Below are 24,748 nucleotides of genomic sequence, written 5' to 3'. Positions count from 1 at the left end.
TTTGGGTTCGATGAGAACCCGTTGCTGATACGCCTGCCTCATTGCGAACTGGCTACAGGAATTTAGCCGGTTCGGATGAGGTCTTATCGCAGCGACGCTGACGGCTCCAGCGTTTGCGCGCAGGGGTATCCCGCCTGGAACAACGGCCCAATCGGGGCCGTTGTGCTGTTTGCCTTCAAGGCTTGACCCAATCCAGATCCACCGCGCCCTGGATACCCTCGACCTGACCCTTGCTGCTGTGTTGCCACCACTGCCAGCTCTTGCCGTGTGTGCTCCAGGTTTGCGGCACGGTGGGTTCAGCGACTCCCCAATGGGCAATCCACAGCGGGCATTCGCTGAAGTCATATTTGCGCCAGGCCACCCTGTTGCTCCAGATGCTGGGCGACGCATAAATATGCGGATACGTACCCTCCAGCAGCGACACCCTGACAAGCGTCACCAGTTGGAACAGGGCATCAGCCATCTGATCCGGGGTGGCCCCTTCGTTGCGATTGGTCTCGACATCAATGGCCAGGATGTCCTGCCCGACGTTGAATTCCACTTCGGCGAGCCGGCCCTTGATATTGGCCAGTTGCTCGCACGGCGTGCTGCTCAGCGCACGGAAATAGTGGTACACACCGGCCTTCAGGCCGTTCGTTTTCATCCCTTGGAAGTTTTCGACGAACCTGGGATCGGTGTAGTCGCCACCCTCCGTCATCTTCGCTATCGCATGGGTGACACCCGCGCCCGCCACGCGCGCCCAATCGATGTTGCCCTGCCAGCGCGACACGTCAATGCCACGTGCGTTTGCATCGTTGATCGGTCCTTCGCAACTCATATCTGTTCCCCTGCTGTGGATGTCTTGTCGTCGCATCTTTCCATCGACGACCAGCCGCCATGCACTATCGGGATACCGCACGACGCTTTACATCCAACCCGCTCATGCAGGGGCACATTGGGTCCCCCGGTGGCTGGTTGTTTAGGTAAACAGATCGACGCCCAACTGGAAGGCAACCCACAGCGCAAGGCCTGTAGCGAAGAGCAACGCGATGTTTTCAAACAGGTTGTTGCGATATTGCTTGTCCAGCAGCGACTTCTGGTTGGACATGATCAGCAGGCCCAGGGAAATAACCGGCAAGCCAATGATGTTCAACGCGCTGACGCCAATGGTCAGGGTCACGAAATCCGGCATACCTGGCAGCGACCAGATCAACGGCGTCACCAGGATGAACAGCATGAACCACTTGTGCATCGGGTCATGATGAAACTCCTTGCCGAACTTTTCGCGACGTTCAGGACGAACGTGCTGGAAGGCATCGGTAATCAGCATCGGGAACGCCGTGGTCTTGCCGGAAATGCTGGCAAACAAGGTGGCGAACACGCCGATGAAGAACACATACCAACCCACCGGGCCGAAGAACATTTCCAGAGCCTTGCCCAGATCGCCCAAGGTCTTCACCTCGATGCCGTTGGGCCGCAGGATTTCCGCGCCGACGATCCAGATGGCCAAATTGATGACGATCCCGACAAACACTGCAAACAGCAGATCGTTACGTTGAACACGCTTGTGCTGCGGCCCGACCCAGCCCTTTTGGCGCATGACATACGGATGCACGAAGTTGGCGATGGAGCCTGCAACCGCGCCGATAACCGATACCGCCACCAGCAGCGCGCCGTGCACGCCTTCATCCGGCGGGATGCTGAAGCCGATGGTGCCCTTGACGATGCCGACCACATCAGGACCCGACATCACGGCCAAGGCAATGAAGGCCAGGGTCATGATCGCCAACAGCACTTTCATCACGCCTTCGATCATCGAATAGATATTACGCCCCACCAGCATCCACACAGCGAGTACCACCGCCAATGAACACAGCAGTGGCTGGTCGCTTTTGAACAGCATTGCCAGCGACTCACCCGCCCCTTTGATCATGTAGGCGTTCATCAAGTGCCCCATCAGCAGGGCGTACACGAGCATGAACCAGGCAAAAAATGGATTCAGTTGGGCATAGCCCTGCAGGATGGTCATGCCCTGGTTATTGCACAACTGGAAGCGCGCGATGATGTTTACGATCAGGTATCTCAGGAGCAGCGAGACCGCCAGCACCCACATCATTGCGTAACCGTAATTGGCACCGGCCACGGACGACGTGATCAGGTCACCTGCGCCCAGCCAAGACAGTACAGCGATGATTCCGGGGCCCAGCAGTTTGAGTATTCGGGAAAATCGATTTTGCGCGGGCGCCGCAGCCTGGCCTTCGACGGAACGAATGCTCGTCATAGAGGGTATCTCCATTTATTTTTTTTGTGAGAACGAGCGCAGTCGAACACGATAGATACGACGTCGTACAACAATTCTTAAACGAGAGTGTTTAGAAATGTTTCACCAGCGGAAAGTGGGGGCGTCGGGCTGTATGGATAACATTGAACCCGGCCAACGTCTTGCAAACGCTGCACCTTAGCCATGGCATATTTTTCAATCCTGAGCAAAACAGCGATTGATGTCACTTAGGCAGAGTCATAGGATGACCTACCACCACCATAAAAATAAGGAATCACCTGTGAGAACCCCCATCCTCCTGGCCGCTGCCGTTGTCTACGGCCTCAGCCTGCAAGCCAATGCCGCCACGTTTGTCTATATCTCAAGCCCGGGAGACGGGCTGATTTCCCAGTATCGCCTTGACCAGGACACCGGCGCGCTGCGCCTGATCGAACAGGTCAACGCCGGTGATCAAGTCAACCCGATGGCCATCACCCCTGATGGCAAGGTGTTGTTTGCCGCCTTGCGGGTCAAGCCGTTTCAGGTGCTGGGCTACCGCATCGACCCCAATAGCGGGCACCTGACACCGCAGTCCAAAGCGCCACTGGCAGAAAGCATGGCTTACCTGTCGACCGATAGAAAAGGCCGCTATCTGTTCGGTGCCTCCTACGGCGCCGACACCCTCAGCGTTCAGGCCATCGACAAGGCCTATCAGCCTTCTGCCAGCATTCTGAGTTACAAGACAGGCCCGCATGCGCATTCGATTCGTACCGACCCGAGCAACCGTTTTGCCTACGCGGGCAATCTTGGCGCGGACCGGGTGCTGCAATATCGCCTTGATGCCAACACCGGCGCGCTTACTCCCATCGGCAGCGGCTACATCAACGTCCAGGACCACACCGGGCCTCGGCACCTGGCCTTTTCCCCGAACGGCAAATACCTGTATGTGGTGGGTGAAATGAGTGGCACGGTCACTGCGTTTTCAATCAATGCCAGCACCGGCGCATTGACTCAGATTGGCGTTTCCAACGGTATCCCCGAGCGTTTGAAACTGGCTCACGGCGAAGTGCGTGACGCTCGTAACAATGACTTGAAGGACGACCCTACGCCACGTATCTGGGCGGCGGACCTGCGGATCTCGCCCGATGGCAAGCTACTGTTGATGACCGAGCGTACCAGCAGCTCGGTGTCGGCTTTCGCGCTTGACCCTGCAACAGGCGGCTTGAGCTTTCTTGCGAACTATCCGGTGCAAGAGCAGCAGCCACGCAATATCGCTTTTTCACCCAACGGGCGCTGGTTGCTGGTGACGGGCGAGAAAAGCGCCACAGTCGGCACTTACGCAGTCAGCAACAACGGCGCCTTGAAACGTGTCGGCGAAGCGCCGTCGGGCAAAGGCGCGTTATGGATTGAGGTGCTGCAAACGTCGGTAGACTGATCTTGCGATGCCTGCCCTGCTATCTCACATCTTGAACCGTATAACGACAGCATTCATTTCTACAGCGAGACGTGAAAGCCCGTTACTGGCGACGGATGTCTGATTGGCGCCGTCGGTACTATGCACGGACAAATCCCGAATACTGACCAGATTGTGGTCTATGGAACGGGCGACTTGTGCTTGCTCCTCAGATGCCGCAGCGATCAGGGCGTGTTTGGCCCCGTCGCAACTTTCCTGCATCGACTTGGTAGCCAGTGTCTTTCCCTGAAAGAGTAACTAGCCCGCTGGCGATCCTGTTATTTAAAAGAATCAACTAAGAGAGAGGCCGAACAATACTCTTGGTCAACAGCACCGCGAGAATAACGGTAGTAATAACCGATGCGAGAATAATCAATGCAATAAATATAAAGCCGCTTTGTTACGAACTTTCGGACGATTCACCTAAATTGTCACTTTGAATCTGCCTGCCCAATTAAGCGGTAAATATCAAGACGTACTCGGACACTAGAACCCTACCCATCTCCTTCTACTTACTACCAGCAATATCTCTCTACGCAAGTAATATAATTATCATCAACCGGACGGACGGTATAGCTACAGGCTAAAGCTATTCTAAATACAGCAGATAACCCCTATGTTGTTTATATCCGCAAGACTGTTCAAGGAACGAACTCATGGCCCAGCGTCAATCCAGCCACATCCCCCTTCCTGGTCATCCGCGCTTTCTTTGGTTCGCTTTCATCCCGGTGGTGCCCGCCGTTATATGGGTCCTGTTGCAGTCAACCTCTGTGGCCAACCTGGCGGCCTGCGCGGTACTGGTGCTGATCGGCCTCGGTGCGTGCGCCTGGAGCGCCGGTTCGCAGCGTGACGCAGTGCTGCGAGCCACCGCGTGGGCGCTGGCGGATCAGTCAGACGCGCAGGCGGCGCATAGCGGCATGGACTCGCGGGCACAGCTCGATGAAGTGTTGCTGGGCGCCATGCCGATCTGGGCCAAGCAGGTGGAAAGCTCGCGCCAGCAAACCGAAGACGCGATTGTGAGCCTGGCCAACCGATTTACCGGGATAGCTGCGCGATTGCAGGACACGGTGCAAGCCTCGCAGCAGGCTGCCGGCGAACTGGACGGGAAGGCCGCCGACGGCGCGCTGGAGGTGCTGGCGCGCAGCGACAGCGAGCTGAGCCAGGTGATCAACTCACTCAAGGCCACTCAAACCAGCCGTGACCAGACGCTCGCCCAAGTACGCAGCCTCACCGCCTATACCGGCGAACTGCGCACCATGGCCGCCGATGTGGCCGCGATTGCCGCACAAACCAACCTGCTGGCGCTCAATGCGGCCATCGAGGCGGCGCGGGCCGGTGAAGCCGGTCGCGGCTTCGCGGTGGTGGCCGATGCGGTGCGCAGCCTGTCGAGCAAATCCAGCGAAACCGGCCAGCAGATGTCGGCCAAGGTCGACATCATCAATAACGCCATCACCCAGTTGGTGCAGGCCGCCTCCAGCAGTGCCGACCAGGACAGCAACTCGGTGGCCGCCTCTGAAAACAGCATTCAATTGGTGCTCGAACGCTTCCAGAACATCACCGGGCGCCTGGCCGACTCCGCCGACCTGCTCAAGCAGGAAAGCCACGGCATTCGTGATGAGATGACCGAAGTACTGGTCAACCTGCAATTCCAGGACCGGGTCAGCCAGATCCTCAGCCACGTGCGAGACAACATGCACGCCTTGCATGAGCACCTTATGCAGACCCGCCAATCCCCGGACCAGGCCGTGGCCGTCGACGCCCGGCAGTGGCTGGCGCGCATGGAAGCCACCTACGCCACCGATGAGCAACGGCGCACGCACCATGGCGCGGCGTCCGTGCAACAGAATTCTCAAGACATCACGTTTTTTTAAGGAGCCCCTCATGGCGAAGAATGTACTAGTGGTCGACGACTCCAGCAGCGTGCGGCAAGTGGTCGGCATTGCCTTGAAAAGCGCCGGTTACGACGTGATAGAGGCCAGCGACGGCAGGGATGCCCTGAGCAAGCTCAACGGGCAGAAAGTGCACCTGATCATCAGCGACGTGAACATGCCCAACATGGACGGCATCACCTTCGTCAAGGAGGTCAAGAAGCTGGCCAACTATAAGTTCACCCCGATCATCATGTTGACCACCGAGTCCCAGGAATCGAAAAAGGCCGAAGGTCAGGCTGCTGGCGCCAAGGCGTGGGTGGTCAAGCCGTTCCAGCCGGCGCAAATGCTGGCAGCCGTATCCAAACTGATCCTGCCCTGACACCCGGGAGGCCCCATGCCGATAACGTGCGAAACACTCGACGACACCGCCCGCGTGGGCATTGACGGCGAACTCACGATTTACACCGTGGCCGAACTGGCGAGCGTGTTGCTGCCGCAAATGGGCGCAGCGCCTCGCCTGGAGCTGGACCTGTCACAGGTCACCGAGATGGATGGCGCCGGCTTGCAGTTGCTCGCGGTCATTCAGCGTGAAGCCGGCATTGCCGGCACCGCCTTGAGCGTGACCGGCCAGAGCCAGGCTGTCACCCAGGCGCTTGAACTGTGCCGCAACGCCGCGTTGTAGCCAGCGCTGCCCACTCTCATTGATCGACAAGGAAGGTCCAGGTGAGCATTAATCTCGATCAGGCACAGCAGACATTCATCGTCGAGGCACGCGAACTGTTGCAGGCCATGGAGCAATCCCTGCTGCAACTGGAAAGCGAGCCCGGCGATCAGGATGCCATCGGCGCGATATTCCGCGCCGCGCACACCATCAAGGGGTCGGCGGGCCTGTTCGGCCTGGCGTCGATCGTGGGGTTCACGCATATCGTCGAAGATGTGCTCGACCGCCTGCGCGACGGCAGTGTAGCGGTGGACGCCGCATTGATCGCGCTGCTGCTCAAGTGCGGCGACCACATGCTCGAACTGATCGATGTGGTCGCCAGCCGCGGTGAGGCGCCCACGCCTGCCGCGCTGGAGCGCGGTGAGGTATTGCGCGAGGAGCTGAGTGCCTATCAGCCGCTGCAGACCGCGACTGCCCGCGTCGAAACCGCGGCGGTGGACGACGCCACTGCGGACGAAGTGCTTTGGCATATTTCCCTGCGCTTCGGCGTGGATGTCTTTCGCAACGGCATGGACCCGTTGTCCTTCCTGCGCTACCTCGACACCTTGGGCACGCTGTTGCAGGTCACCACCCTGACCGACGGCATTCCGGCCGTGGACAGCTGGGACCCGGAAAGCTGCTACCTGGGGTTCGAGATCGACCTGCGCTCGACGGCCAGCCACGCCACCCTCAACGAAGTGTTCGACTTTGTGCGTGACGACTGTGAAGTCAGCATCAGCGCCGTCGACGAACCCGGCGACACCCCTGCCTGCCCCGCGACCGAGGTGGCCCCCCGCGCTGAATTTGCCCCGCCCGCGCAGCAACGCGTGGCGGCGGCCGGCGAAAAAAACCGGGATGGCAATTACGTGCGGGTCAACGCCGACAAGCTCGACGAACTGATCAACCTGGTCGGCGAGCTGGTTATCGCCAGCGCCGGCGCGAGCCTGCTGGCCCGTTCCTGTAATAACGACCCGCTGCAAGAGGCCACCTCGACGGTATCGGGGCTGGTGGAAGAGATACTCGATGGCGCCCTGCACCTGCGCATGATCCCCATCGGCGACACGTTCAACCGCTTTCGCCGCGTGGTGCGCGATGTCAGCCAGGAATTGGGCAAGGACATCGACCTGATCATCAGCGGCGCGGAAACCGAACTGGACAAGACGGTGGTCGAGAAGATCGGCGATCCGCTGATGCACCTGCTGCGCAACGCCATGGACCACGGTATCGAAAGCGCCGAGGCGCGGCGCGCGGCCGGCAAGTTGACCAAAGGCCACCTGAGCCTCAATGCCTATCATGACTCGGGCAGCATCGTCATCGAAATCGCCGACGACGGCGCCGGGCTCAACCGCGAACGTATCCTGGCAAAGGCCCAGGAACGCGGGCTGGTGGCCAGCGGCGCGGTGCTCACCGACCAGGAGATCTACAACCTGATCTTCGAGGCCGGTTTCTCGACCGCCGAGGCGGTGACCAATCTGTCCGGGCGTGGTGTCGGCATGGACGTGGTCAAGCGCAATATCACGTTGTTGCGCGGCACCGTCGACCTGGACAGCCGTCCCGGCCAGGGCACCGTGGTGCGCATTCGCTTGCCGCTGACCCTGGCGATCATCAATGGCTTCCTGGTCGGCATCGACCAATCCACCTACGTGATTCCGCTGGACATGGTTCAGGAATGCATCGAACTGGACGATCACCAGCGCCATTCCAGCCGCGACCAGGGGTATCTGGACCTGCGTGGCGAAGTGTTGCCGCTGGTGGACCTGCGCCATCACTTCAGCCACGAAGGCCCGGCCGCCCGCCGCCAGAATGTGGTGGTGGTGCGTTACGCCGAGCACAAGGCCGGGCTGGTGGTGGATGACCTGCTCGGTGAGTTCCAGACCGTGATCAAACCCCTGGGCAAGCTGTTCGGCGCACTGCGCGGCATCAGCGGTTCGACCATATTGGGCAGCGGCGCAGTGGCCCTGATCCTGGATATACCGGCACTGCTCAACCAAATCGTACAACTGGAAGCTCGCACGGCCCAGGCGCCTCAGTCGCCCCCGGTCGCTGCTCGCTGACGTATTTGCAATTCCATGGAGGTTCCCCGATGAAATGGTTCTACGATTTGAAAATTTCCACCAAGTTGATCAGCTCATTCCTGGTGGTCCTGGCGCTTACCGCGGCCATGGGCGGCTTCGCCATTCACCAGCTCGGTGCAGTCAATCAGGCGGCCCAGGACATCAAGGGCAACTGGATGCCCTCCATGCGCGCAGCGGCCGGCATGCGCTTTTTTGCCGCCAACTATCGCTTGAAGGAAAACCGCCACATCGGCACCGAGATCGCCGAGGAAAAGGCGCAGGCCGAACGGGAAGCCGACGATGCGCGCCAGCAGTTCGAAACCCGCATGGGCACCTACGAAAAATTGCTGTCCAATGATGAGGACCGCCAGCTCCTGGCCAGCGTGAACAGTGCCTGGACCGCCTATCTGGCAGCCAGCAAGCAGGTGCTGGAATTTTCCCGGCAGAACCAGGAAGCCCAGGCTCGCGGTTTGCTCAGGGGGGAGTCCAAGACGCATTTCGATGAGGTGACCAGCCGCCTGCAGAAGATGGTCGAACTCAATGACGCCGGCGCCACCGTCGCCGGTGACAAGGGCGCGTCGCTGTATGAAAACGCACGCTTGTCGATCATCGCGGCGCTGGTCGTCGCCCTGTTGATCGGCATTGGCCTGGCCCTGTTCATCGCGCGGATCATTTCCCGCCCGTTGCGACAAGCCGCCACCGCCGCCGGGCAATTGGCCGAAGGCAACCTCAACGCGCACATCGAACCGGGTGCCAAGGATGAAACCGGCATGGTGCTCAACGCCATGCGCAACATGGTCGGCAAGCTGGCGCATATCATCGGTGAGGTGCGCAATGCCGCCGATAACCTGGCCAGTGCTTCCGAGCAAGTCAGCGCCACCGCGCAATCGATGAGCCAGGCCACCAGTGAACAAGCCGCCAGCGTCGAGGAAACCAGTGCGTCGGTCGAACAGATGAGCGCCAGCATCAACCAGAACACCGAAAACGCCAAGGTCACCGATGGCATGGCCAGCAAGGCCGCCAAGGAAGCCACCGAAGGCGGCGAATCGGTACAGCAGACGGTGGTGGCGATGAAGAAAATCGCCCAGCGCATCAGCATCATCGATGACATCGCCTACCAGACCAATCTGCTGGCCCTCAACGCCGCCATCGAGGCCGCCCGGGCCGGCGAGCACGGCAAGGGGTTTGCCGTGGTGGCCGCCGAGGTGCGCAAGCTGGCCGAGCGCAGCCAGGTAGCCGCCCAGGAAATCGGCGAACTGTCCTCCAGCAGCGTGGACATGGCCGAGAAAGCCGGCAAATTGCTCGACGAAATGGTGCCCTCCATCAATAAAACTTCCGACCTGGTGCAGGAAATCAGTGCCGCGTCCGAGGAACAGGCCGCCGGTGTCGCGCAGATCAACACCGCGATGACCCAGCTCAACCAGGTGACTCAGCAAAATGCCTCGAGCAGCGAGGAACTGGCCGCCACCGCCGAAGAAATGAGCAGCCAGGCCGAGCAACTGCAACAGGCCATGAGCTTTTTCGTGCTGGACTCCAGCCCCAAGGCCGCGGTTCAAGGCCGCAGCGCGGACAGCGCCGGCAAGCCTGACCGCCAGCCACCACGCGCGGAGCAGCAGGCACCGCGCAAAGCCTTCGCCTATAACGTGGCCAGCGCCCCGGACGAATCGGAATTCACCCGTTTCTGATCGCAAGAATCGATGCGGGCTTACAGGGAGAATGACATGGGCGCAGTGATGACTACCCGCCATACCGCCGTCGCGGCAGGCGAGGATGCGCAATACCTGACCTTTATGCTCGGTGGAGAGATGTTCGCCATCGGCATTCTGGGCATCAAGGAAATTATCGAATACGGCAGCCTGACCTTGGTGCCGATGATGCCCGCCTTCGTGCGCGGCGTGATCAACCTGCGCGGCGCCGTGGTGCCGGTGGTCGATCTGTCGGCGCGCTTTGGCCGGCCGAACTCGTCGATCACCCGGCGTTCGTGCGTGATCATCATCGAGGCCATCACCGAAGACGGCCAGCCGCAGGATATCGGGCTATTGGTCGACACCGTTTCCGCCGTGCAGGAAATCCCGGCGACACAGATCGAACCGCCGCCCAACTTCGGCGCACGCATCCGCGCGGATTTCATCAGCGGCATGGCCAAGGTCGATGGCAAGTTCGTGATTGTGCTTGAAGTGGACAAAGTGCTGTCCATCGACGAGATGTCCAGCCTGGCCGAGACTGGCCAGGCGCAGGCTCTCGACCTCGACGCGCGTTGAGGCTCGATCATGCCAGACACCAGCCCACTTGATGATCGTGAATTCGACCAGTTCCAGTCCTGGCTGTACCGCGCGGCCGGCATCAACCTGTCGCCCGCCAAGAAAGCCCTGGTGGCCGGGCGGCTGTTCAAACGCCTCAAACACTACGAACTGCAGAGCTACGGCGAGTACTTCAAGCTGATCATGAGCGACCAGCGCAAGGGCGAGCTGCAAGTTGCGCTGGACCTGCTGACCACCAACGAGACCTACTTTTTCCGCGAGCCCAAGCACTTCGACTTCCTGCGCCAGCAGGTGCTGCCCAAGGCGCCGCCGGGCAAACTGTTTCGCGTGTGGAGCGCGGCCAGCTCTTCGGGCGAAGAACCCTACAGCCTGGCGATGACGCTGGCGGAGAACCTGGGCACCACGCCCTGGGAAGTTATCGGTTCGGACATCAGCACCCAGGTGCTGGCCAAGGCACGCAACGGGCATTACTCCATGGAGCGCGCCGGCACCCTGGCCCAGCCGCTGCTGGTCAAATATTGCCTCAAGGGAACAGGGCGCCAGCAAGGGACTTTCCTGATCGAAAAGGCCCTGCGCAACCGGGTCAACTTTATCCAGGTCAACCTGAACGAACCGCTGCCCGGCCTGGGCGAGTTCGATGTGATCTTCTTGCGCAACGTGATGATCTATTTCGACCAGCAGACCAAAAGCCAGGTGGTCGCCAGGCTGCTGCCGCTGCTCAAATCCGGCGGTTACTTCATCATCAGCCACTCCGAAAGCCTCAACGGCGTCAACGACACGTTGAAGCTGGTGGCGCCGTCGATTTATCGCAAGCCATGAAAAAGCCTGCGGATGTGGTCGAAGTGGTGCTGGCGCCGGGGCAGGTCAGTTTTGCGACGCGGCCGACACGCTTGCGTACCTTGCTCGGGTCCTGTGTGGCGATCACCTTCTGGCATCCGCAACGGCTGATCGGCGGCATGTGCCATTTCATGTTGCCGGCGCGCTCGCGCAAAGGTCAGCCCCTGGATGGCAAATATGCCGACGAGGCGCTCGAATTGCTGCTGCGCCACGCTCATGCCAACGGCACGCAGGCCCGGGATTATCAGGTCAAGCTGTTCGGCGGCGGCGAGATGTTCCCCGAACAGCCGCGCCCCCTGCCGTCACAGGACGTGGCCAGCCTGAATATTCGCGCAGCGCTGGCCCTGGCCGAGCGCCATCACCTGCACCTGACCGCTCAGGACATGGGCAGTACTGGCTATCGCACTATTGTGTTCGACCTGTGGAACGGCAACGTCTGGGTCCGGCACCAACCAATGGGAACAATCAAAAAAAATGCCTACCAAAAAAATCAGCGTGCTGCTGGTCGATGATTCGGCCGTAGTCCGGCAAGTGCTGCTGGCGATCTTCAACGACACGCCGGACATCCATGTGATGGGCGCCGCGTCCGACCCGATTTTCGCCATGGATAAACTGGCTCGGGAATGGCCAGACGTGATCGTGCTGGATGTCGAAATGCCGCGTATGGACGGCATCACCTTCCTGCGCAAAATCATGAGCGAGCGGCCGACACCGGTGGTGATCTGTTCCTCGCTGACCCAGAAAGGCGCCGAAACCTCCCTGCAGGCATTGTCGGCCGGAGCAGTGGAAATCATCACCAAACCCACCACCGGGCTGAAGAACTTCCTGATCGAATCGGCGGCCGAGCTGGTCGCGGCCATCCGCGCGGCGGCGAACTCCAACGTCAAGAACCTGGGCAAACGAACCGTCCAACCAACACCCACCCTCGCGCCACCCGGCAAGCTCAGCGCAGACGCAATCCTGCCCGCCGCCAACGGCCACGCCATGGCCCAAACCACTGAACGCATCGTCGCCATCGGCACCTCCACCGGCGGCACCCAGGCCCTGGAGGCCGTGTTGACTGCTCTACCGAGGGTGTGCCCTGGCATGGTGATCGTGCAGCACATGCCCGAAAAATTCACCGCCTCCTTTGCCGAGCGCCTCAACAGCGTGTGCCAGATCGAAGTTCGCGAAGCGCGCAACAACGACCGCATCCTGCCCGGCCTCGCCCTGATCGCTCCCGGCGGCAAACACCTGATGGTGACCCGCAGCGGCGCCTATTATCACGCCCAGGTCATCGACGGCCCACTGGTCAACCGCCATCGCCCGTCGGTGGACGTGCTGTTCCGCTCGGTAGCCAAATTCGCCGGCAAGAACGCCACCGGCATCATCATGACCGGCATGGGCGACGACGGCGCACGCGGGCTAAAGGAAATGCTCGAAGCCGGCGCCGCCACGGTAGCCCAGGACGAAGCCAGTTGCGTGGTGTTCGGCATGCCCAAGGAAGCCATCAAACTCAACGCCGCCCAGCGCATCATGGCGTTGGAGAATATTCATCAGGCGATTTTGTATAAGTGAGCCTGAGCACCAAAGGTATAGGTGTCTTTACAACTTTGGCTCAAGGTTGAACGCTGAACGCCCGGCAGATAGGGCTATTGTGGCGAGCGTGCTTGTCGAATTGTCGCACCGCCGTTGGGCTGCATGCAGCCCTGGTAAAGCCCTGGATGGCGCTGAATTTCCGGAACGAAAAAAGGACCCGAAGGTCCTGATTTCAATCGCTTACAGAATTCAGTGGAACTCTGTAGCGCAATATTTGGAGCGGGAAACGAGACTCGTATCTGGCGTCCGACTCATTGAAATCTAAGGGGTTTCTTTTCTTTCCTGGGCAGGAAAAGACTTAATTCTGGACTTGTTTTCTGGGAGTATCAAGGCCTAGAAAGCAGGATCCCGGCTGTGCCGTTTCATCCTGTCCATCGCCATCAGGCGGACAGCATCCAAGCTGACCAGCAAGCGGACGGTACATGGTGTGATGGACAACGGTAACAGCGCTGCTAGTGCCTCTGCGGCATCGCCCCCCCCGTTGGCTGAGCCGCTCAACCAGAAAGTCGCCTACGTCGTCGTTATCGAATGCCTCGCTTCATTTAAAGAATAGGCTTGCCACCTGTCACGCCGTAACGTTCACCGGAGATATAACTGCCCTCATCCGACGCCAGCAGCACATAGATGGGCGAGACTTCGGCTGGCTGGCCGGGGCGCCCCAGCGGCGTATTGCCACCAAAACTCTTCACGGAGTCCTCGGTCATCGTCGATACGATCAATCGCGTCCAGATTGGCCCGGGCGCCACACTGTTGACGCGAATACCGCGCTTGCCGAGCATCTGCGCTAGGCCCGCAGTGAAGTTGGCGATCGCGCCTTTGGTCGCCGCATACGGCAACAGCGTGGGGTTGGGCGCATCGGAATTGACCGAGCTGGTGTTGATGATCGAACTGCCTTGGACCATGTGCGGCAGCGCGGCCTTGCAGATGCGAAACATCGCAGTGACGTTAACGTTAAAGGTCTTTAGCCAATCCTCGTCAGGGATGTCTTCCAGGCCGATAATTGCCTGCTGGCGGTGTTCAAGCCCTAAGGGCACTACAGGGATTTTTCAGCCGGGGATATAGATCAGATGAGTGGTTAGCCTGGGCCTACAGCCGGTGTCGCCAAGCGGTTGCATGCGTACAGCGCCATGCCCAGCAGCATCAGCGCGCCACCGCGCAGCCAGGTGTCCAGGCTTTGCTGGCTGAGCAGGATCAAGCACGAAACAATTGCCAGCACCGGCACCCAGGTCGGCACGCGAAAATGCTGTTCGGTGATGGTGTCGCGGCGCAGTACCAGCACCGCCAGGTTGGTGCTGAGGAACACGAAGAGCAGCAACAGCACGACCGTCTCGGCCAGCGCCGCGAGGGTACCCGTCAAGGTCAGGGCGATGGCCACCAGGGTGCTGGCGATGATCGCGACCCAAGGCGTACGCCGCTTGGGCAGCACGTGCGAAAGTGGCTCCGGCAACAGGCCCATGCGGGCCATGCCATAGGCCAGGCGGCTGGCCATTACCATGGTCAGCAGCGCACCGTTGGCGACCGCCACCAGCGCGATGAAGGCGAAGAGCTGGGGCGGGATGCTCAAGCCCGAGGCACGCACCACTTCGAGCAACGGCGCGGATGTGGCCGTCAGCTTGTCCATCGGCAGCACCACCGAAGCGGCGACACCGACCGCCATATATACGACGCCCGCCGTCACCAGCGCAGCAAACAGCGCACGCGGATACACTTTGCGCACGCCGCGTATTTCTTCGGCCAGGTTGGCCGACGTTTCAAAACCGACGAACGAATAGAACGCCAGCAATGCCGCGCCCAGTACGGCAAGCATCGGGTTGACTCCGGCCTTGAACTCCAGCGCGCGGCCGAGGTTGGCTTCGCCGGACTGTATGCACCAGGCCGCGGCCACCACCACCAACAGCAGCCCGGACAGTTCGACGCAGGTCATGACCATGTTGGCGCCCAGCGACTCCTTGATACCGCGCGCATTCAGAAGCGCTATCACTGCCAGGAATATCAGCGCGGCCAGGTGCGGTGACACCTCGATGAACGCCGCCAGGTAGTCGCCGGCAAACGCCAGGGACAGCCCCGCTGCGCTGGTGACGGCGGCCGCAAGCATGCTGAAGCCGACCAGGAATGAAATCAGCGGTGACTTGAATGCCCTCTCGGCGAACACCGAAGCGGCGCCAGCATGGGGGTACTTGGTCACCAGTTCCGCGTACGAGCCTGCCGTGAGCATGGCAAAAAACAACGCCACCAGCAACGGCACCCAGATCGCCCCACCCACCTCGCCGGCGATGGTGCCGGCCAGTGCATACACACCGGCGCCGAGCACATCGCCGAGGATGAACAGAAACAACATCGGCCCCGTCACGGCGCGGCGCAAGGACGGTTTGGAGGGTGCGCCTTGGGTCAGGCTGGATACGGGCATGGGCGGCTCTGGCGTGGGTTGCAATGAGCGATCATCCGGCGCGGGCCGGCTGACGCAGGGCTATCTACAATGGGAAATGCCCGCGCCGCCAAAGTTCCGTTTTCCGCTGGGAGACCAGCGCAGCGCCTCCGTCAATCGTCGTCGTGCAAATGCGCGTCAGCGCAGGGCAAGCGTCCCGATTCCCCGCCGGCAATCCGTTCCGCCTGATCGATGCCGCGTTTGAGCCCGTCGTGCACGGTCCATTCGGCGCCGGGCAGTTGCCTTGTGCGTTCGACCACGCATTGCCCCGTCGCGGTATAGACGCTGACCAACACTTCGATATCGGCGTCTTCGCGCTCCCGGGCCCTGACTTCGATATGGCAACCGTTTTCCACTTCCTGGGTAAAGCACTCTTCTTCCAGTGCCTTTTCTTGCGCTTTATCCAATTCCCTGCTAGGTTAATATCTGGAAGATTTACTCAAAAAGGAGCGTTATATGAAGGATCAAAAAAATAGCTCAATCGGCGCCACATTTTATCAACAAAAAAATTTCAGTGGTACGCCGCATGAGTATAAAGAAAGGGAAGTAGTTTATGAGCTTCCATCGGAACTGAATGATACTTTTCTCTCTGTTAAAATTGGCAAACAAAGTCTGGTTCATGGATGGCGACACTTTCGGGACTCACAAGCTGATCAAATTTATAAAGTATGGACAGAGTCCACATCGGACATCACTGAAATTCAGGGACTTTCCAAATTTGTTGTGGCACCGAAAAATACGCAACTTCTGTCGATTAAACTAACGAACAGTTCAGAAAACACAGCGCTAGATTATGTTTTCGTCCAGACATATACCATCGATAATCCGGTAAATATTCTTGTAAATGATGATTTCCAGATTGTCGGGCTTATCCCCAATGATGGAAGAATGTATGTCACGTCTGTCATCCTGTTTGATAAAAACAAGGTTCCGATGGAAATTGGCGCAGCCTATTTTATGTATGATGCGCCGACAGATTCTCTAAATTTCATCACTTATCCTGAAACTTTCCCGGCAGGCTGGAAGCTGGTCAAACGAAAGGACTATCGCTTCGAACTTATCATCGAGAATATCAAGGAGAGCAGTAACGGCGTCGCATTTGTCCGTTAAACCTTAATCCCCTTAATCCCCCGCAAGAGAGCAGCGGATTAAGGGGTTTGTCGCATTGGACTGATCCAGTAATTGCAGATAGTTTTTTCGGTTCTCACACCGCTAGCTCTTCCGCCACCATCGGCGAGCGATAGCTCTTGTAACCGTAGCGCCTTGCGCTGTTGCAGTGCACCACATATAGGTTGATGTCTACCGGGGCCTTATACTCCGGGCTATAACCTCTCTAGGGTACCCATTCGGACTTCAAACTGCCAAAAAAGCTCAATCATGCGTTATCCCAACACTGCCCTTTTCGACACATGCGCTGCTTCAGCTTATGTGCTTGCAGTTCAGCCCTGAATTATTTGACTATTGTACTGACAGCCTTGGTGAGAATGAAACGGCACGCCCTCAGGCCGCCCTATCAATTCAACAGCCCTCCGCCTCATTTGCCAGTGCCGCATCGGCGCCCAATGAATACGCCCATCCCGCCATTCGGCCGCAAACGGATCCAAAACTACCGAGCGCGGATCCAGCGCTTACCGAGCTGGATATAGGTGACGTCCGCGAACGGTATTAGCTACGTAAACCTCACGCTCCAGCTCTGCTCAGCCACCAAAGACTCGACGTCTGAAGACTTGTGGGGCCTGCGTTGGCGGCTGGCGATCCCGACCTTCTTCATCAAGCTCAGAGCCATGGAACGCCCCACCTGATGACCTGCACCTCGCAGATCTTCAGAAAGGGAGTTACCTGGTTTTCGTACCACTAACTGGAGTTGTTCATCACCTCCGCCGGTATGATCCATAACCGCCGCTCCAGATCGAACTTGTCGGACAGCACCGACCACAGCTTGCCCGTGCGGACCCGGTCACCAGCAACATCGTAGAAGGTAAACGCACTATCGCTCAAACTCACTCGCATTCCCGCTGATTACGTCCACCTTGCAACTTGCCCACTTCAGTGACGACCACGTAGAGATCAAACAATCCACTTCCGGTCCCCCGTAAAACAAATCGTCAGCCACCGTGCCGAATCTGCGTGGCCCAATCTCGCCGAGATTTCGTCACGTAACGTATCCAGGTTCCCGACCGCTTCCACGTGATAATCAGTCGAGAGCACAATATGGATCTCGATAAATCGCGCTCGCCCATGCTTCTGTACATAAGAAACGTAATGCTCGAAGCCGTACTCGATTTTAATCGCGTCCATCACCTGTCGCACTTTGTTGTCCAATTGGTCTGGCGCCATGCCCAACACATCACGCAAGGCCGGACGCAGTATATTGAAAGCGGGAGGCAATATACTCAGTGCCAGCAAGATCAAAATCAGCGGATCGGCATATACGGCCAAATGACCATAGCCCCGTGACGTGAGCAACAACGCAGTGAGAAAGCTGACAAGCAGTCCTACCGATAACATCGCATCTACCAACCAGCTAATGTTATCGAACTGAATCAGCGTTGATTTAAGCTCACGGTTTCGATAACGGATGTAGAAAAAATAGGCGAACTCGACGACTGTAAACACTGCCGCATAGATGATCAGCATCCCTAATTCAATCTCACGACCGCCGTTGATGAATCCAGACACTCCGTTAAGAAATGCATAGATTGCGATCAAAAACAGAAAGCTGCCTTCGATCAGTAACACCATGGGTTCCAAATGCCAGAAGCCAAACTGGAACCGGTGATTACTTTCCTTGGCGATCAGTTTGGCTGTAATCAGCATTAATACTTTGATAAAGGTTGCAATCAACGAGAAAAAACCATCGAACAGGACGGATTGAGCGCCCGTAACGAAACCAGTAGCAATCCCAGCGATCGCTACTGCTAACATCATGACGGTAGATTGTTGGAGCAACGACTGCTCACTTCGGTTATTCAAGTAACTCTCTCTGTAAAATACCAATTAACTGCTGACTGCGATTACCGCTCAATAGTCTGATAACTAGCTGCGACCTGACAGATGAGCTGATAAAGCGGCGTGCCTTATACCTTCCACTTTGCGAAGTGCATAAGCACTCCGATCAAAATAATAGCACCACAAATTAAGCAACCGATAATTTCGCTTCCCATATTAACCCCCTAAACATTTAATATCTGTCGAGATGACTGATTAACACCTTCAACAAAAATAGAGACTGGCAATAACGCCTAAATTTACTCCCCTCATTTGCATGCTAACTGAACTTTATCAAATCTTGTATCGAGCTTTCGTGGTGCTAGAATATAATGTGCCTGGCAACTATCGCTTTTCCATTTTACAATCAGAGTCGATTCTTCCTGGTCAACTAAGGCAAGCGCCATACCTTTTGGATCTAGAACGCCTAGCACTTTGCCATTTTCATCCTGAACACTAGCCCCAAAGGGTATAGGGCTACCGTCTACGCTTCGAAACTCAAATTGTACTCGGCGCCCACTTTCCGCCGCGAAGCTAGCTAGTGTTATGGAACCGCGACGGGGAACCAGTTGTTGGGCGGTGGTCAGCAGCTCAGTATCCGCCCCGAGGTCACGGGCATCCAGAGTAAGCCAGTTGGTCCGATATATCTGAGCGCTGGGTACTACCGCGTAGCCGTTCCTTCCGGTGATAACCCCGGCGTGGCTGGAAAATTTTGCATTAGATACCCCAGACACCTCTGCAAGGGTAAATGTGTCGCCCACGGGTTGACCTAGATTAATTCCTCCGGCATGCGCTACTACCGAACCGGAAGCGCCAGCACTAAAAGTCTGATAATCACGACCTTGACTGTAACCAGCATTCACCCGAGCCACTGAGGTGACCGCACTCAGGCTTGCGGACCCTGAGCCCCCCCGCTGCTGTCATGCCCTGCCTGGAGGTTGTAATAAGCATCATCTTGCCCCGGAAGATTGCCATTAAGCCCCATCTGTGTTGAATGACGCCCTTGATTGTCATAATTCAGATTGGAGCTGACACGCGACGATCGCTGTGAACTTCCCAAAGGCATAGAGATCGACAGAGCAACCTGCTTTTTATCATTTTTATAATTAGAGGCATCGTTACGGCTAAAGGAGGTGTCAATATTATAATTGATCGAGCCCCAGTTATTGCTATAGCCGACGCGAAGTTGCTGAGAACTGCCGGGTAAATTCCAGTAACGCTGTTCAGTGCCATTCAGATAAAACGATCCTCCCCTCGAGCCCAAACTCTGATTTATCGTTATATCAAAACGGTTTTTCGCACGCCCTCTGTGGTTACCGTCCATGAATCGCAGGTCGGTGACATGGTCGCCCAATGTCCGATAGTCTTCAGTCGAATAACGGTAAGTAGCTAGGGTAAAAGTCGTATTGGTAGCGGCGAGTGTTTTCGCATAGTTCAACCTGAGGCTTTGCCCTCGGTTTCGCTGCTGTCGGGTTTCACTATTTGATTGGGTGACATCTATCGCGAAGGCGCCAAGAGGCGTGTTCTGTGTGACGCCAACATTCGTTGCCCTGTAGTCCTCAGCCCACTGCACGCCCCCCACAAGGGTTGTGGCGTTGGTCAGGCCGTAGGCAAACCCTAAGGTCGCCAGTGAAGGCGCTGCGTCATCAGGATTGTTACTCGCATACTCGCCAGCGGCAGCGTTATAGCGCAGCATTCCGCGTCGTACCATCTGTGGTAGAGATGCGTAAACCTGGGTGAAACTACTGCGACTCCCATCCGCCTCGATCACGGTGATTTCAAGATCTCCATTTGATCCGCTGGGATAGATATCACTAATTTCGAATGGCCCGGGGGAAACCGTAGTGCTATATAGCAAGTAACCATTCTGGCTCACTTCAACGGTCGCGTTGGTTTGCGCAGTCCCGTGGATAACGGGCGCATAGCCCCGTTGGCTATCGGGAAGCATGGCTTCGTCTGAACTCAGTTGGATGCCGAGAAAACGCACACTGTCAAATGTTTGAGAGCTGGTGTAAGTTTCCCCCAGTGTCAATTGGCTTTTCAACGACGTGATGTCGCGCTCGGCAAAAATACGGTTGCTGGTAAAGCGCCGTTTATTTCCACTGCCATCCGACAAAGATGACTCGTTACGCAGACGCCACTGACCGATATTTAAGCCATTACGCAATCCCAAACTGTAATAGTCACTCGTGCTACCTGAGTTTTCACTGCGACGTCCACTGAATTGATAGTTTACGAAGCCAGCATTGACACCATAGTCCCAAAGGGCAGGATCAACATAGCCCCTGGCACTTCGCAGCATAGCCGCTTGAGGTATGCCAATATGCAGTTGAAGTCGAGCAGCATCGTATTCAACGCTGGCTTTGTCGATTAACTCACTCACGTCATAACAGCGGTCCGGCAGGCCCGTGTCAATCACACCATTACGCTTAAGCTTTTCCACATCCACGCCAAGTTTTTCGAGCACTTCCAGAGTCAAACAGGGTTTAGTCCTACCTGACTTATCAATGATATCAAAACGAATATCTCTGCGCCCAGTCAGAGCTCGGTTCACATAAATATCAACACGATAGGTTCCAGGCGCAACATTGTCCTGCCTGAGAAACTCGGCTAGGTCAAGCTGTTCGCCTCCGCCCTGAATAAAGGCAAGGTCGAACTCTGGAATATTTGCTTCGCTCCCCGTGGAATTAGCATAGGCCGCCCCCGGTAACGCTAAGGCAACTGCAAGAGCGAGCTTACGAAGTCTAAAACCTTTACCCGCCAAGTCGTGAGGTGCCGCCGTGTTTTCCTGCACGCGCGCGGACAGACCCGAGCGATTTTCAGCACTGATTTTTTTCATAAAAAACACAAGAACAAACCTTTCGACAGTACAACAGAACTTGGCGAATAAAAATTATTTGTCAGCCAATGTATTCGGCGTAGCGGAACTGACTTTATCTATATATAGATCAGCCGTATATGAGTTCTGTCCGCCGTAATCATTAATGACGTTGAAATTCAATTTGAGACTGGCAGCCGAAGCCATTGGATTGACTGGTATTTCTACATTCTCACTAGGGGCGACCATACGCCCCTCCCCCATTAGAAAATCATTGTAACCAGCGCCTCTCAAACTCAATCCAGTCAACGACACATGAAATCGACTTGGGTTCTCAACCTTCAGTACGGCAGTCTGAGAACGTTTATTTAACGTCCATTTAAGCTGAGTCGGTGCCTCTACCGCACTACCCGGCAACCCAGGCGGTCGAAAAAACACTTTAATCCGCTGGCGTACCGCAAGCTGCAGAACACTTTCCCCATTAACTTTTTGTGGGATTTCCTGTACGTTCAGCCAAGCAATTGACTCTCGATCCAATGGAACTCCCTCTCCACTGTAAAGTATCCTTAGTTGTTGACGACCCTCTTTCGATAGGCGGGATAACGGTGGAGTGACCGCAAAGGATGAAATGTTAAAATCTGCTGAGTCAGACTCTAGCCAAGACTGGACCAGTACATCCTCACCACCTTGATTTAGCACAGACAACGAAGCTTCTTGATGCTTAGCGTCGAAAATCACTCGAGTGGCACCCAATGAGATGGCTGCCTGCGAATGATTGACAAAGAAGGTTAATAGAAATAATGAAAAACTAAATAGCGCCTTATTAAACACCTGATTCGCCTCCACGAAGCTACAAATGGGGAGATCATCCTCCCCATCGCAATTTTTTATTCGTAAGTCAGGGTAAAAGGCAGGGTCGCATTCCCAACACCAGCTTTAACATCATCTGATGCCCCATTAAGCGCATAAGCAGCGCGCATGCTCAGGTTAGCGGTAGCTTTCCCCTCGTCAACCTTCAGCGCTGCATCGATCGTTTCGTTGGCACTCAGGTTTAGAACTTGATTGTTGTCATTGAGAATTGCAATGGCGACACCTTTTGCCGCCTTTTCACTACTTTGCAGTTTAAGCAGGCGACCGTCAGCACTATCAATTCCAGAGCCAGAAAGCGGGTCAAACTTTACTTTTACTGTACTCAAGCCACCCACACCCGATGAACAATCAATGTCCAAGTTGATATGAGTAGCTGCAGTGACGCCCACACCGGGATCACCAACATCACTGAGTGAAACCTTCCCAAGATCTACGTTAATATTGCCATTGCTACCTGACGAACCAGCACCCGGTGCGACCGTACAGCTTGCCGCAATCAGCTCGCCAGAGAATTCAATTTTTCCACTACTTGCTGCATGCGCCACACCCACCCCACCAAGTAGAACGCAAGTTAACGCAGATACACCCCAAAGAAATTTCATAGCTTCGATCCTCGCATCCAATAAGACTGATATCAACCAAATAGCGTTATCCGCATCCAGCCGGCCAGCATGTAAATTTTTACACGCGAACGAGTGCGAGCCTATTGGAAAGCCCTGCGATCACCCTGGAAATTTCCCATGCACCTTGGGAAATTTCAGGCCGGCCTCGATTGATTAGAAATTGGCTAATTTTTTACCTGGGGTTTCGCAATAGACTAGGAGGTCTGGACTAACCACTCTGGAGGCTACTGATAAGACATCGTGAACACTGCATTTGCATTGGCCGTACCGGATCCCGGTTTGGAAGACGCTGTGCGTTGATATTGAATATAAAACGGAATGAGATACCTACCTCCGGCGCTGCCTGTGGAACTTAAAACCTTGAATTGATTTAAAGCGCCCGCGATAGACGAGGCAGGACCTAAATTGATTGGGCTGTTGTCGCGTAAAATTTGATACCCTACACCCGTTGCATCCGAGCCGGGACTGAGCGACAGCACATTGCTAGTGTTTCCCGGGTTCTGTGCGTCGGTCATAACCATATGAACAGAAATCGAAGGATCGCAATTCATTCCAATATTAAAAGGCGTTCTGCCGGCAACCGATCCAACTTCCAGAAGGCGATTTAGCCCAATGTTTGGCATCTTGACATCAATATTGCCATCAACATCACAGGTCGACGCCTTTATGGTTGGAGCAGTGCTAATCTTGATATCCATTACGCCTCTCTTAACCTTATCAATATAGGTCACATTGGCGGACGGAAATGCAGTTATCGTTCCAGAGCTGACGGGGCCGACTATCACGAGTTGCGCAGTCGCTTTCATGTGTTTTAATACATCCTGATTGGGTTTACAGCTAGCTCCAACACCAGAAACATCGAACGGAAGAGTACGCTGTACTGAAACTGCATCCCACGACGTCGCCCGAAAACGCACGCCAATGCCAGGATTATTAGTCTGATAAACATCCGAAAAGCCTGGAACAAGAGGGCCATTAACCGTTCCTATACTGCGCACCTCGTATGAACACTTCGCCCATACGCCCTGAGAACCAGTACTGGCTTTCCAGTTGGTGGTCGAGCCGACTTCCCTATCGCGCGCGAAAACAGCGCTATCGAGGGGAATATTTACAGCGGCAATTGATAGAGACGAGAAAGCCCCCAAAAATACCAGCGGGAGTATATAAAGATTCATCATTCAACCTTTTAGGTTTTGCCTCGCTAGAGCGAAACTTCAGTCAATTCATTCCTTTTCACCGCACAGTACTGACGCTTAATTGTGCGATTTGAATACTACTGATAAGACATGGTAAACACCGCAACGGCATTGGCCGTGCCTGTTTTCGGCCTCGAAGACGCCGTTCGTTGATATTGGATATCAAACGGAATCAGGAACCGGCCCCCGGTGCCACCTGTAGAACTTACAATCTTGAATTGATTTAAAGCGCCCGCAATAGACGAGGCATGACCGAAATTGATCGGGCTGTTGTCGCGTAGAATCTGATACCCCACACCCATTGCCTCCGAGTCGGAACTGAGCGTCAGCACATTCCCAATGTTACCCGGATTAAGTGCATCAGTGATGACCATATGAACAGCAATCGAAGAATCGCAATTCATTCCAATAGTGAAAGGCGTCCTTTCAGCGACCGCTCCGACGCTTGGGAGTCGATTTATTTCAATCCTGGGCATTGTGGCAATAATGTCGCCATCTACGTTACAGGACGATGCTTCTATAATACTTGGAAACGTGCTGATTTTCACGTTCATTGGCCCCCTCTCTTAAGAATCATAATAGCTGATGCGGGCGGTTGGAAATGACATAATAATGCCTGCACAGACCTGCCCCACCACGACGAGCTGTGCAGAAGCCCTCATATTTTTTATTATGGTGACGCAAGGTTAGCAGTCGGAGGGCCCATTCCCAGGAATATCAAATGGAAGCGCTCTTTGCTGTGAAGCTGAATACCAAGTAGTTGCTCTGAAACGGATACCTATACCGGGATTACTGGGCTGATAGGCATCTGAGTATCCAGATACAAGCGTGCCAT

The 24,748-nt window shown here is 56.2% G+C and carries 21 protein-coding genes and 3 pseudogenes; 11 read left to right on the top strand and 13 right to left on the bottom strand.

Annotation, left to right across the window (positions count from 1 at the left end):
- Nucleotides 1-175: 175 nt before the first annotated feature.
- Together C4J93_RS10945 and C4J93_RS10940 are read right to left on the bottom strand one after the other, a co-directional pair.
- Nucleotides 176-817, bottom strand: coding sequence for a glycoside hydrolase family 25 protein (locus C4J93_RS10945; protein ID WP_124429304.1), 642 nt, complete (start codon nucleotides 815-817; stop codon nucleotides 176-178).
- A gap of 141 nt (nucleotides 818-958) precedes the next feature.
- Entirely contained in the window at nucleotides 959-2,260 is a 1,302-nt protein-coding gene (locus tag C4J93_RS10940; RefSeq protein ID WP_124429303.1) for an Nramp family divalent metal transporter, read from the bottom strand.
- Between the two features lie 280 nt (nucleotides 2,261-2,540).
- Here C4J93_RS10940 and C4J93_RS10935 point away from each other — a divergent pair, with 280 nt between their 5' ends.
- Nucleotides 2,541-3,674, top strand: a complete 1,134-nt coding sequence (locus C4J93_RS10935) for a lactonase family protein (RefSeq protein WP_164485250.1) — start codon at nucleotides 2,541-2,543, stop codon at nucleotides 3,672-3,674.
- 24 nt (nucleotides 3,675-3,698) lie between these two features.
- Here the strand turns inward: C4J93_RS10935 and C4J93_RS27380 are convergent.
- Nucleotides 3,699-3,878 (bottom strand): annotated as a pseudogene (locus tag C4J93_RS27380) (methyl-accepting chemotaxis protein); the annotation flags it as partial.
- A gap of 470 nt (nucleotides 3,879-4,348) precedes the next feature.
- On the opposite strand from C4J93_RS27380, the gene C4J93_RS10925 reads away from it, so the two are divergent.
- From C4J93_RS10925 to C4J93_RS10885, 9 genes are read left to right on the top strand one after another with little or no spacing between them, the layout of a single operon-like run.
- On the top strand, nucleotides 4,349-5,563 hold the full coding sequence (locus C4J93_RS10925; RefSeq protein ID WP_124429301.1) for a methyl-accepting chemotaxis protein: 1,215 nt from the start codon (nucleotides 4,349-4,351) through the stop codon (nucleotides 5,561-5,563).
- Between the two features lie 10 nt (nucleotides 5,564-5,573).
- Nucleotides 5,574-5,942, top strand: coding sequence for a response regulator (locus C4J93_RS10920; protein ID WP_124366580.1), 369 nt, complete (start codon nucleotides 5,574-5,576; stop codon nucleotides 5,940-5,942).
- Nucleotides 5,943-5,957: 15 nt separating this feature from the next.
- Nucleotides 5,958-6,245 (top strand): lipid asymmetry maintenance protein MlaB, encoded by a 288-nt coding sequence (locus tag C4J93_RS10915; protein WP_124366579.1) that lies wholly within the window; start codon nucleotides 5,958-5,960, stop codon nucleotides 6,243-6,245.
- Nucleotides 6,246-6,286: 41 nt separating this feature from the next.
- Nucleotides 6,287-8,317, top strand: a complete 2,031-nt coding sequence (locus C4J93_RS10910) for a chemotaxis protein CheA (protein WP_124429300.1) — start codon at nucleotides 6,287-6,289, stop codon at nucleotides 8,315-8,317.
- 29 nt (nucleotides 8,318-8,346) lie between these two features.
- Nucleotides 8,347-10,002, top strand: coding sequence for a methyl-accepting chemotaxis protein (locus tag C4J93_RS10905; protein WP_124429299.1), 1,656 nt, complete (start codon nucleotides 8,347-8,349; stop codon nucleotides 10,000-10,002).
- A gap of 36 nt (nucleotides 10,003-10,038) precedes the next feature.
- Nucleotides 10,039-10,578 carry a chemotaxis protein CheW gene (locus C4J93_RS10900; protein WP_124429298.1) on the top strand — a complete coding sequence of 180 codons (540 nt, stop codon included), beginning with the start codon at nucleotides 10,039-10,041 and terminating at the stop codon, nucleotides 10,576-10,578.
- Nucleotides 10,579-10,587: 9 nt separating this feature from the next.
- Complete coding sequence (locus C4J93_RS10895) at nucleotides 10,588-11,397, top strand: protein-glutamate O-methyltransferase CheR (RefSeq protein WP_124429297.1); 810 nt, start codon at nucleotides 10,588-10,590, stop codon at nucleotides 11,395-11,397.
- Nucleotides 11,394-11,927, top strand: a complete 534-nt coding sequence (cheD, locus tag C4J93_RS10890; RefSeq protein ID WP_124429296.1) for a chemoreceptor glutamine deamidase CheD — start codon at nucleotides 11,394-11,396, stop codon at nucleotides 11,925-11,927. The genes C4J93_RS10895 and cheD overlap by 4 nt, the downstream gene beginning before the upstream one ends.
- Nucleotides 11,890-12,972, top strand: coding sequence for a chemotaxis response regulator protein-glutamate methylesterase (locus C4J93_RS10885; protein ID WP_124429295.1), 1,083 nt, complete (start codon nucleotides 11,890-11,892; stop codon nucleotides 12,970-12,972). The genes cheD and C4J93_RS10885 overlap by 38 nt, the downstream gene beginning before the upstream one ends.
- Nucleotides 12,973-13,535: 563 nt before the next feature.
- On the opposite strand, the pseudogene C4J93_RS10880 reads toward C4J93_RS10885, so the two are convergent.
- The 3 genes and pseudogenes from C4J93_RS10880 to C4J93_RS10870 form a co-directional block, all read right to left on the bottom strand.
- A pseudogene (locus tag C4J93_RS10880) lies at nucleotides 13,536-13,985 on the bottom strand (SDR family oxidoreductase); the annotation flags it as partial.
- An 83-nt stretch (nucleotides 13,986-14,068) separates the two neighbouring features.
- On the bottom strand, nucleotides 14,069-15,400 hold the full coding sequence (locus tag C4J93_RS10875) for an APC family permease (protein ID WP_256657896.1): 1,332 nt from the start codon (nucleotides 15,398-15,400) through the stop codon (nucleotides 14,069-14,071).
- Nucleotides 15,401-15,531: 131 nt separating this feature from the next.
- Complete coding sequence (locus C4J93_RS10870; RefSeq protein WP_124403782.1) at nucleotides 15,532-15,825, bottom strand: hypothetical protein; 294 nt, start codon at nucleotides 15,823-15,825, stop codon at nucleotides 15,532-15,534.
- A 49-nt stretch (nucleotides 15,826-15,874) separates the two neighbouring features.
- On the opposite strand from C4J93_RS10870, the gene C4J93_RS10865 reads away from it, so the two are divergent.
- Nucleotides 15,875-16,528 (top strand): beta/gamma crystallin domain-containing protein, encoded by a 654-nt coding sequence (locus tag C4J93_RS10865; protein ID WP_124403781.1) that lies wholly within the window; start codon nucleotides 15,875-15,877, stop codon nucleotides 16,526-16,528.
- 744 nt (nucleotides 16,529-17,272) lie between these two features.
- On the opposite strand, the gene C4J93_RS27120 is transcribed toward C4J93_RS10865, so the two are convergent.
- The 7 genes and pseudogenes from C4J93_RS27120 to C4J93_RS10835 all read right to left on the bottom strand — a co-directional run bounded on the left by C4J93_RS27120 (nucleotide 17,273) and on the right by C4J93_RS10835 (nucleotide 24,467).
- Nucleotides 17,273-17,422 carry a hypothetical protein gene (locus tag C4J93_RS27120; protein ID WP_164485249.1) on the bottom strand — a complete coding sequence of 50 codons (150 nt, stop codon included), beginning with the start codon at nucleotides 17,420-17,422 and terminating at the stop codon, nucleotides 17,273-17,275.
- 63 nt (nucleotides 17,423-17,485) lie between these two features.
- Nucleotides 17,486-18,391, bottom strand: a complete 906-nt coding sequence (locus C4J93_RS10860) for a cation diffusion facilitator family transporter (protein WP_124403780.1) — start codon at nucleotides 18,389-18,391, stop codon at nucleotides 17,486-17,488.
- A gap of 284 nt (nucleotides 18,392-18,675) precedes the next feature.
- Nucleotides 18,676-21,245 (bottom strand): annotated as a pseudogene (locus C4J93_RS10855) (fimbria/pilus outer membrane usher protein).
- 54 nt (nucleotides 21,246-21,299) lie between these two features.
- Entirely contained in the window at nucleotides 21,300-22,055 is a 756-nt protein-coding gene (locus tag C4J93_RS10850; RefSeq protein ID WP_124403778.1) for a molecular chaperone, read from the bottom strand.
- Between the two features lie 56 nt (nucleotides 22,056-22,111).
- Complete coding sequence (locus C4J93_RS10845) at nucleotides 22,112-22,696, bottom strand: fimbrial protein (RefSeq protein WP_124403777.1); 585 nt, start codon at nucleotides 22,694-22,696, stop codon at nucleotides 22,112-22,114.
- A gap of 245 nt (nucleotides 22,697-22,941) precedes the next feature.
- Nucleotides 22,942-23,892, bottom strand: a complete 951-nt coding sequence (locus tag C4J93_RS10840) for a fimbrial protein (protein ID WP_164485248.1) — start codon at nucleotides 23,890-23,892, stop codon at nucleotides 22,942-22,944.
- Nucleotides 23,893-23,990: 98 nt separating this feature from the next.
- On the bottom strand, nucleotides 23,991-24,467 hold the full coding sequence (locus C4J93_RS10835; RefSeq protein ID WP_124403775.1) for a fimbrial protein: 477 nt from the start codon (nucleotides 24,465-24,467) through the stop codon (nucleotides 23,991-23,993).
- Between the last annotated feature and the right edge of the window lie 281 nt (nucleotides 24,468-24,748).

It is taken from the genome of Pseudomonas sp. R2-37-08W (genome assembly GCF_003851705.1).
Taxonomy (GTDB): Bacteria; Pseudomonadota; Gammaproteobacteria; order Pseudomonadales; family Pseudomonadaceae; genus Aquipseudomonas.
The sequence above is the reverse complement of the archived record's forward strand: the minus strand, read 5'-3'. Positions and strand labels throughout refer to the sequence as shown.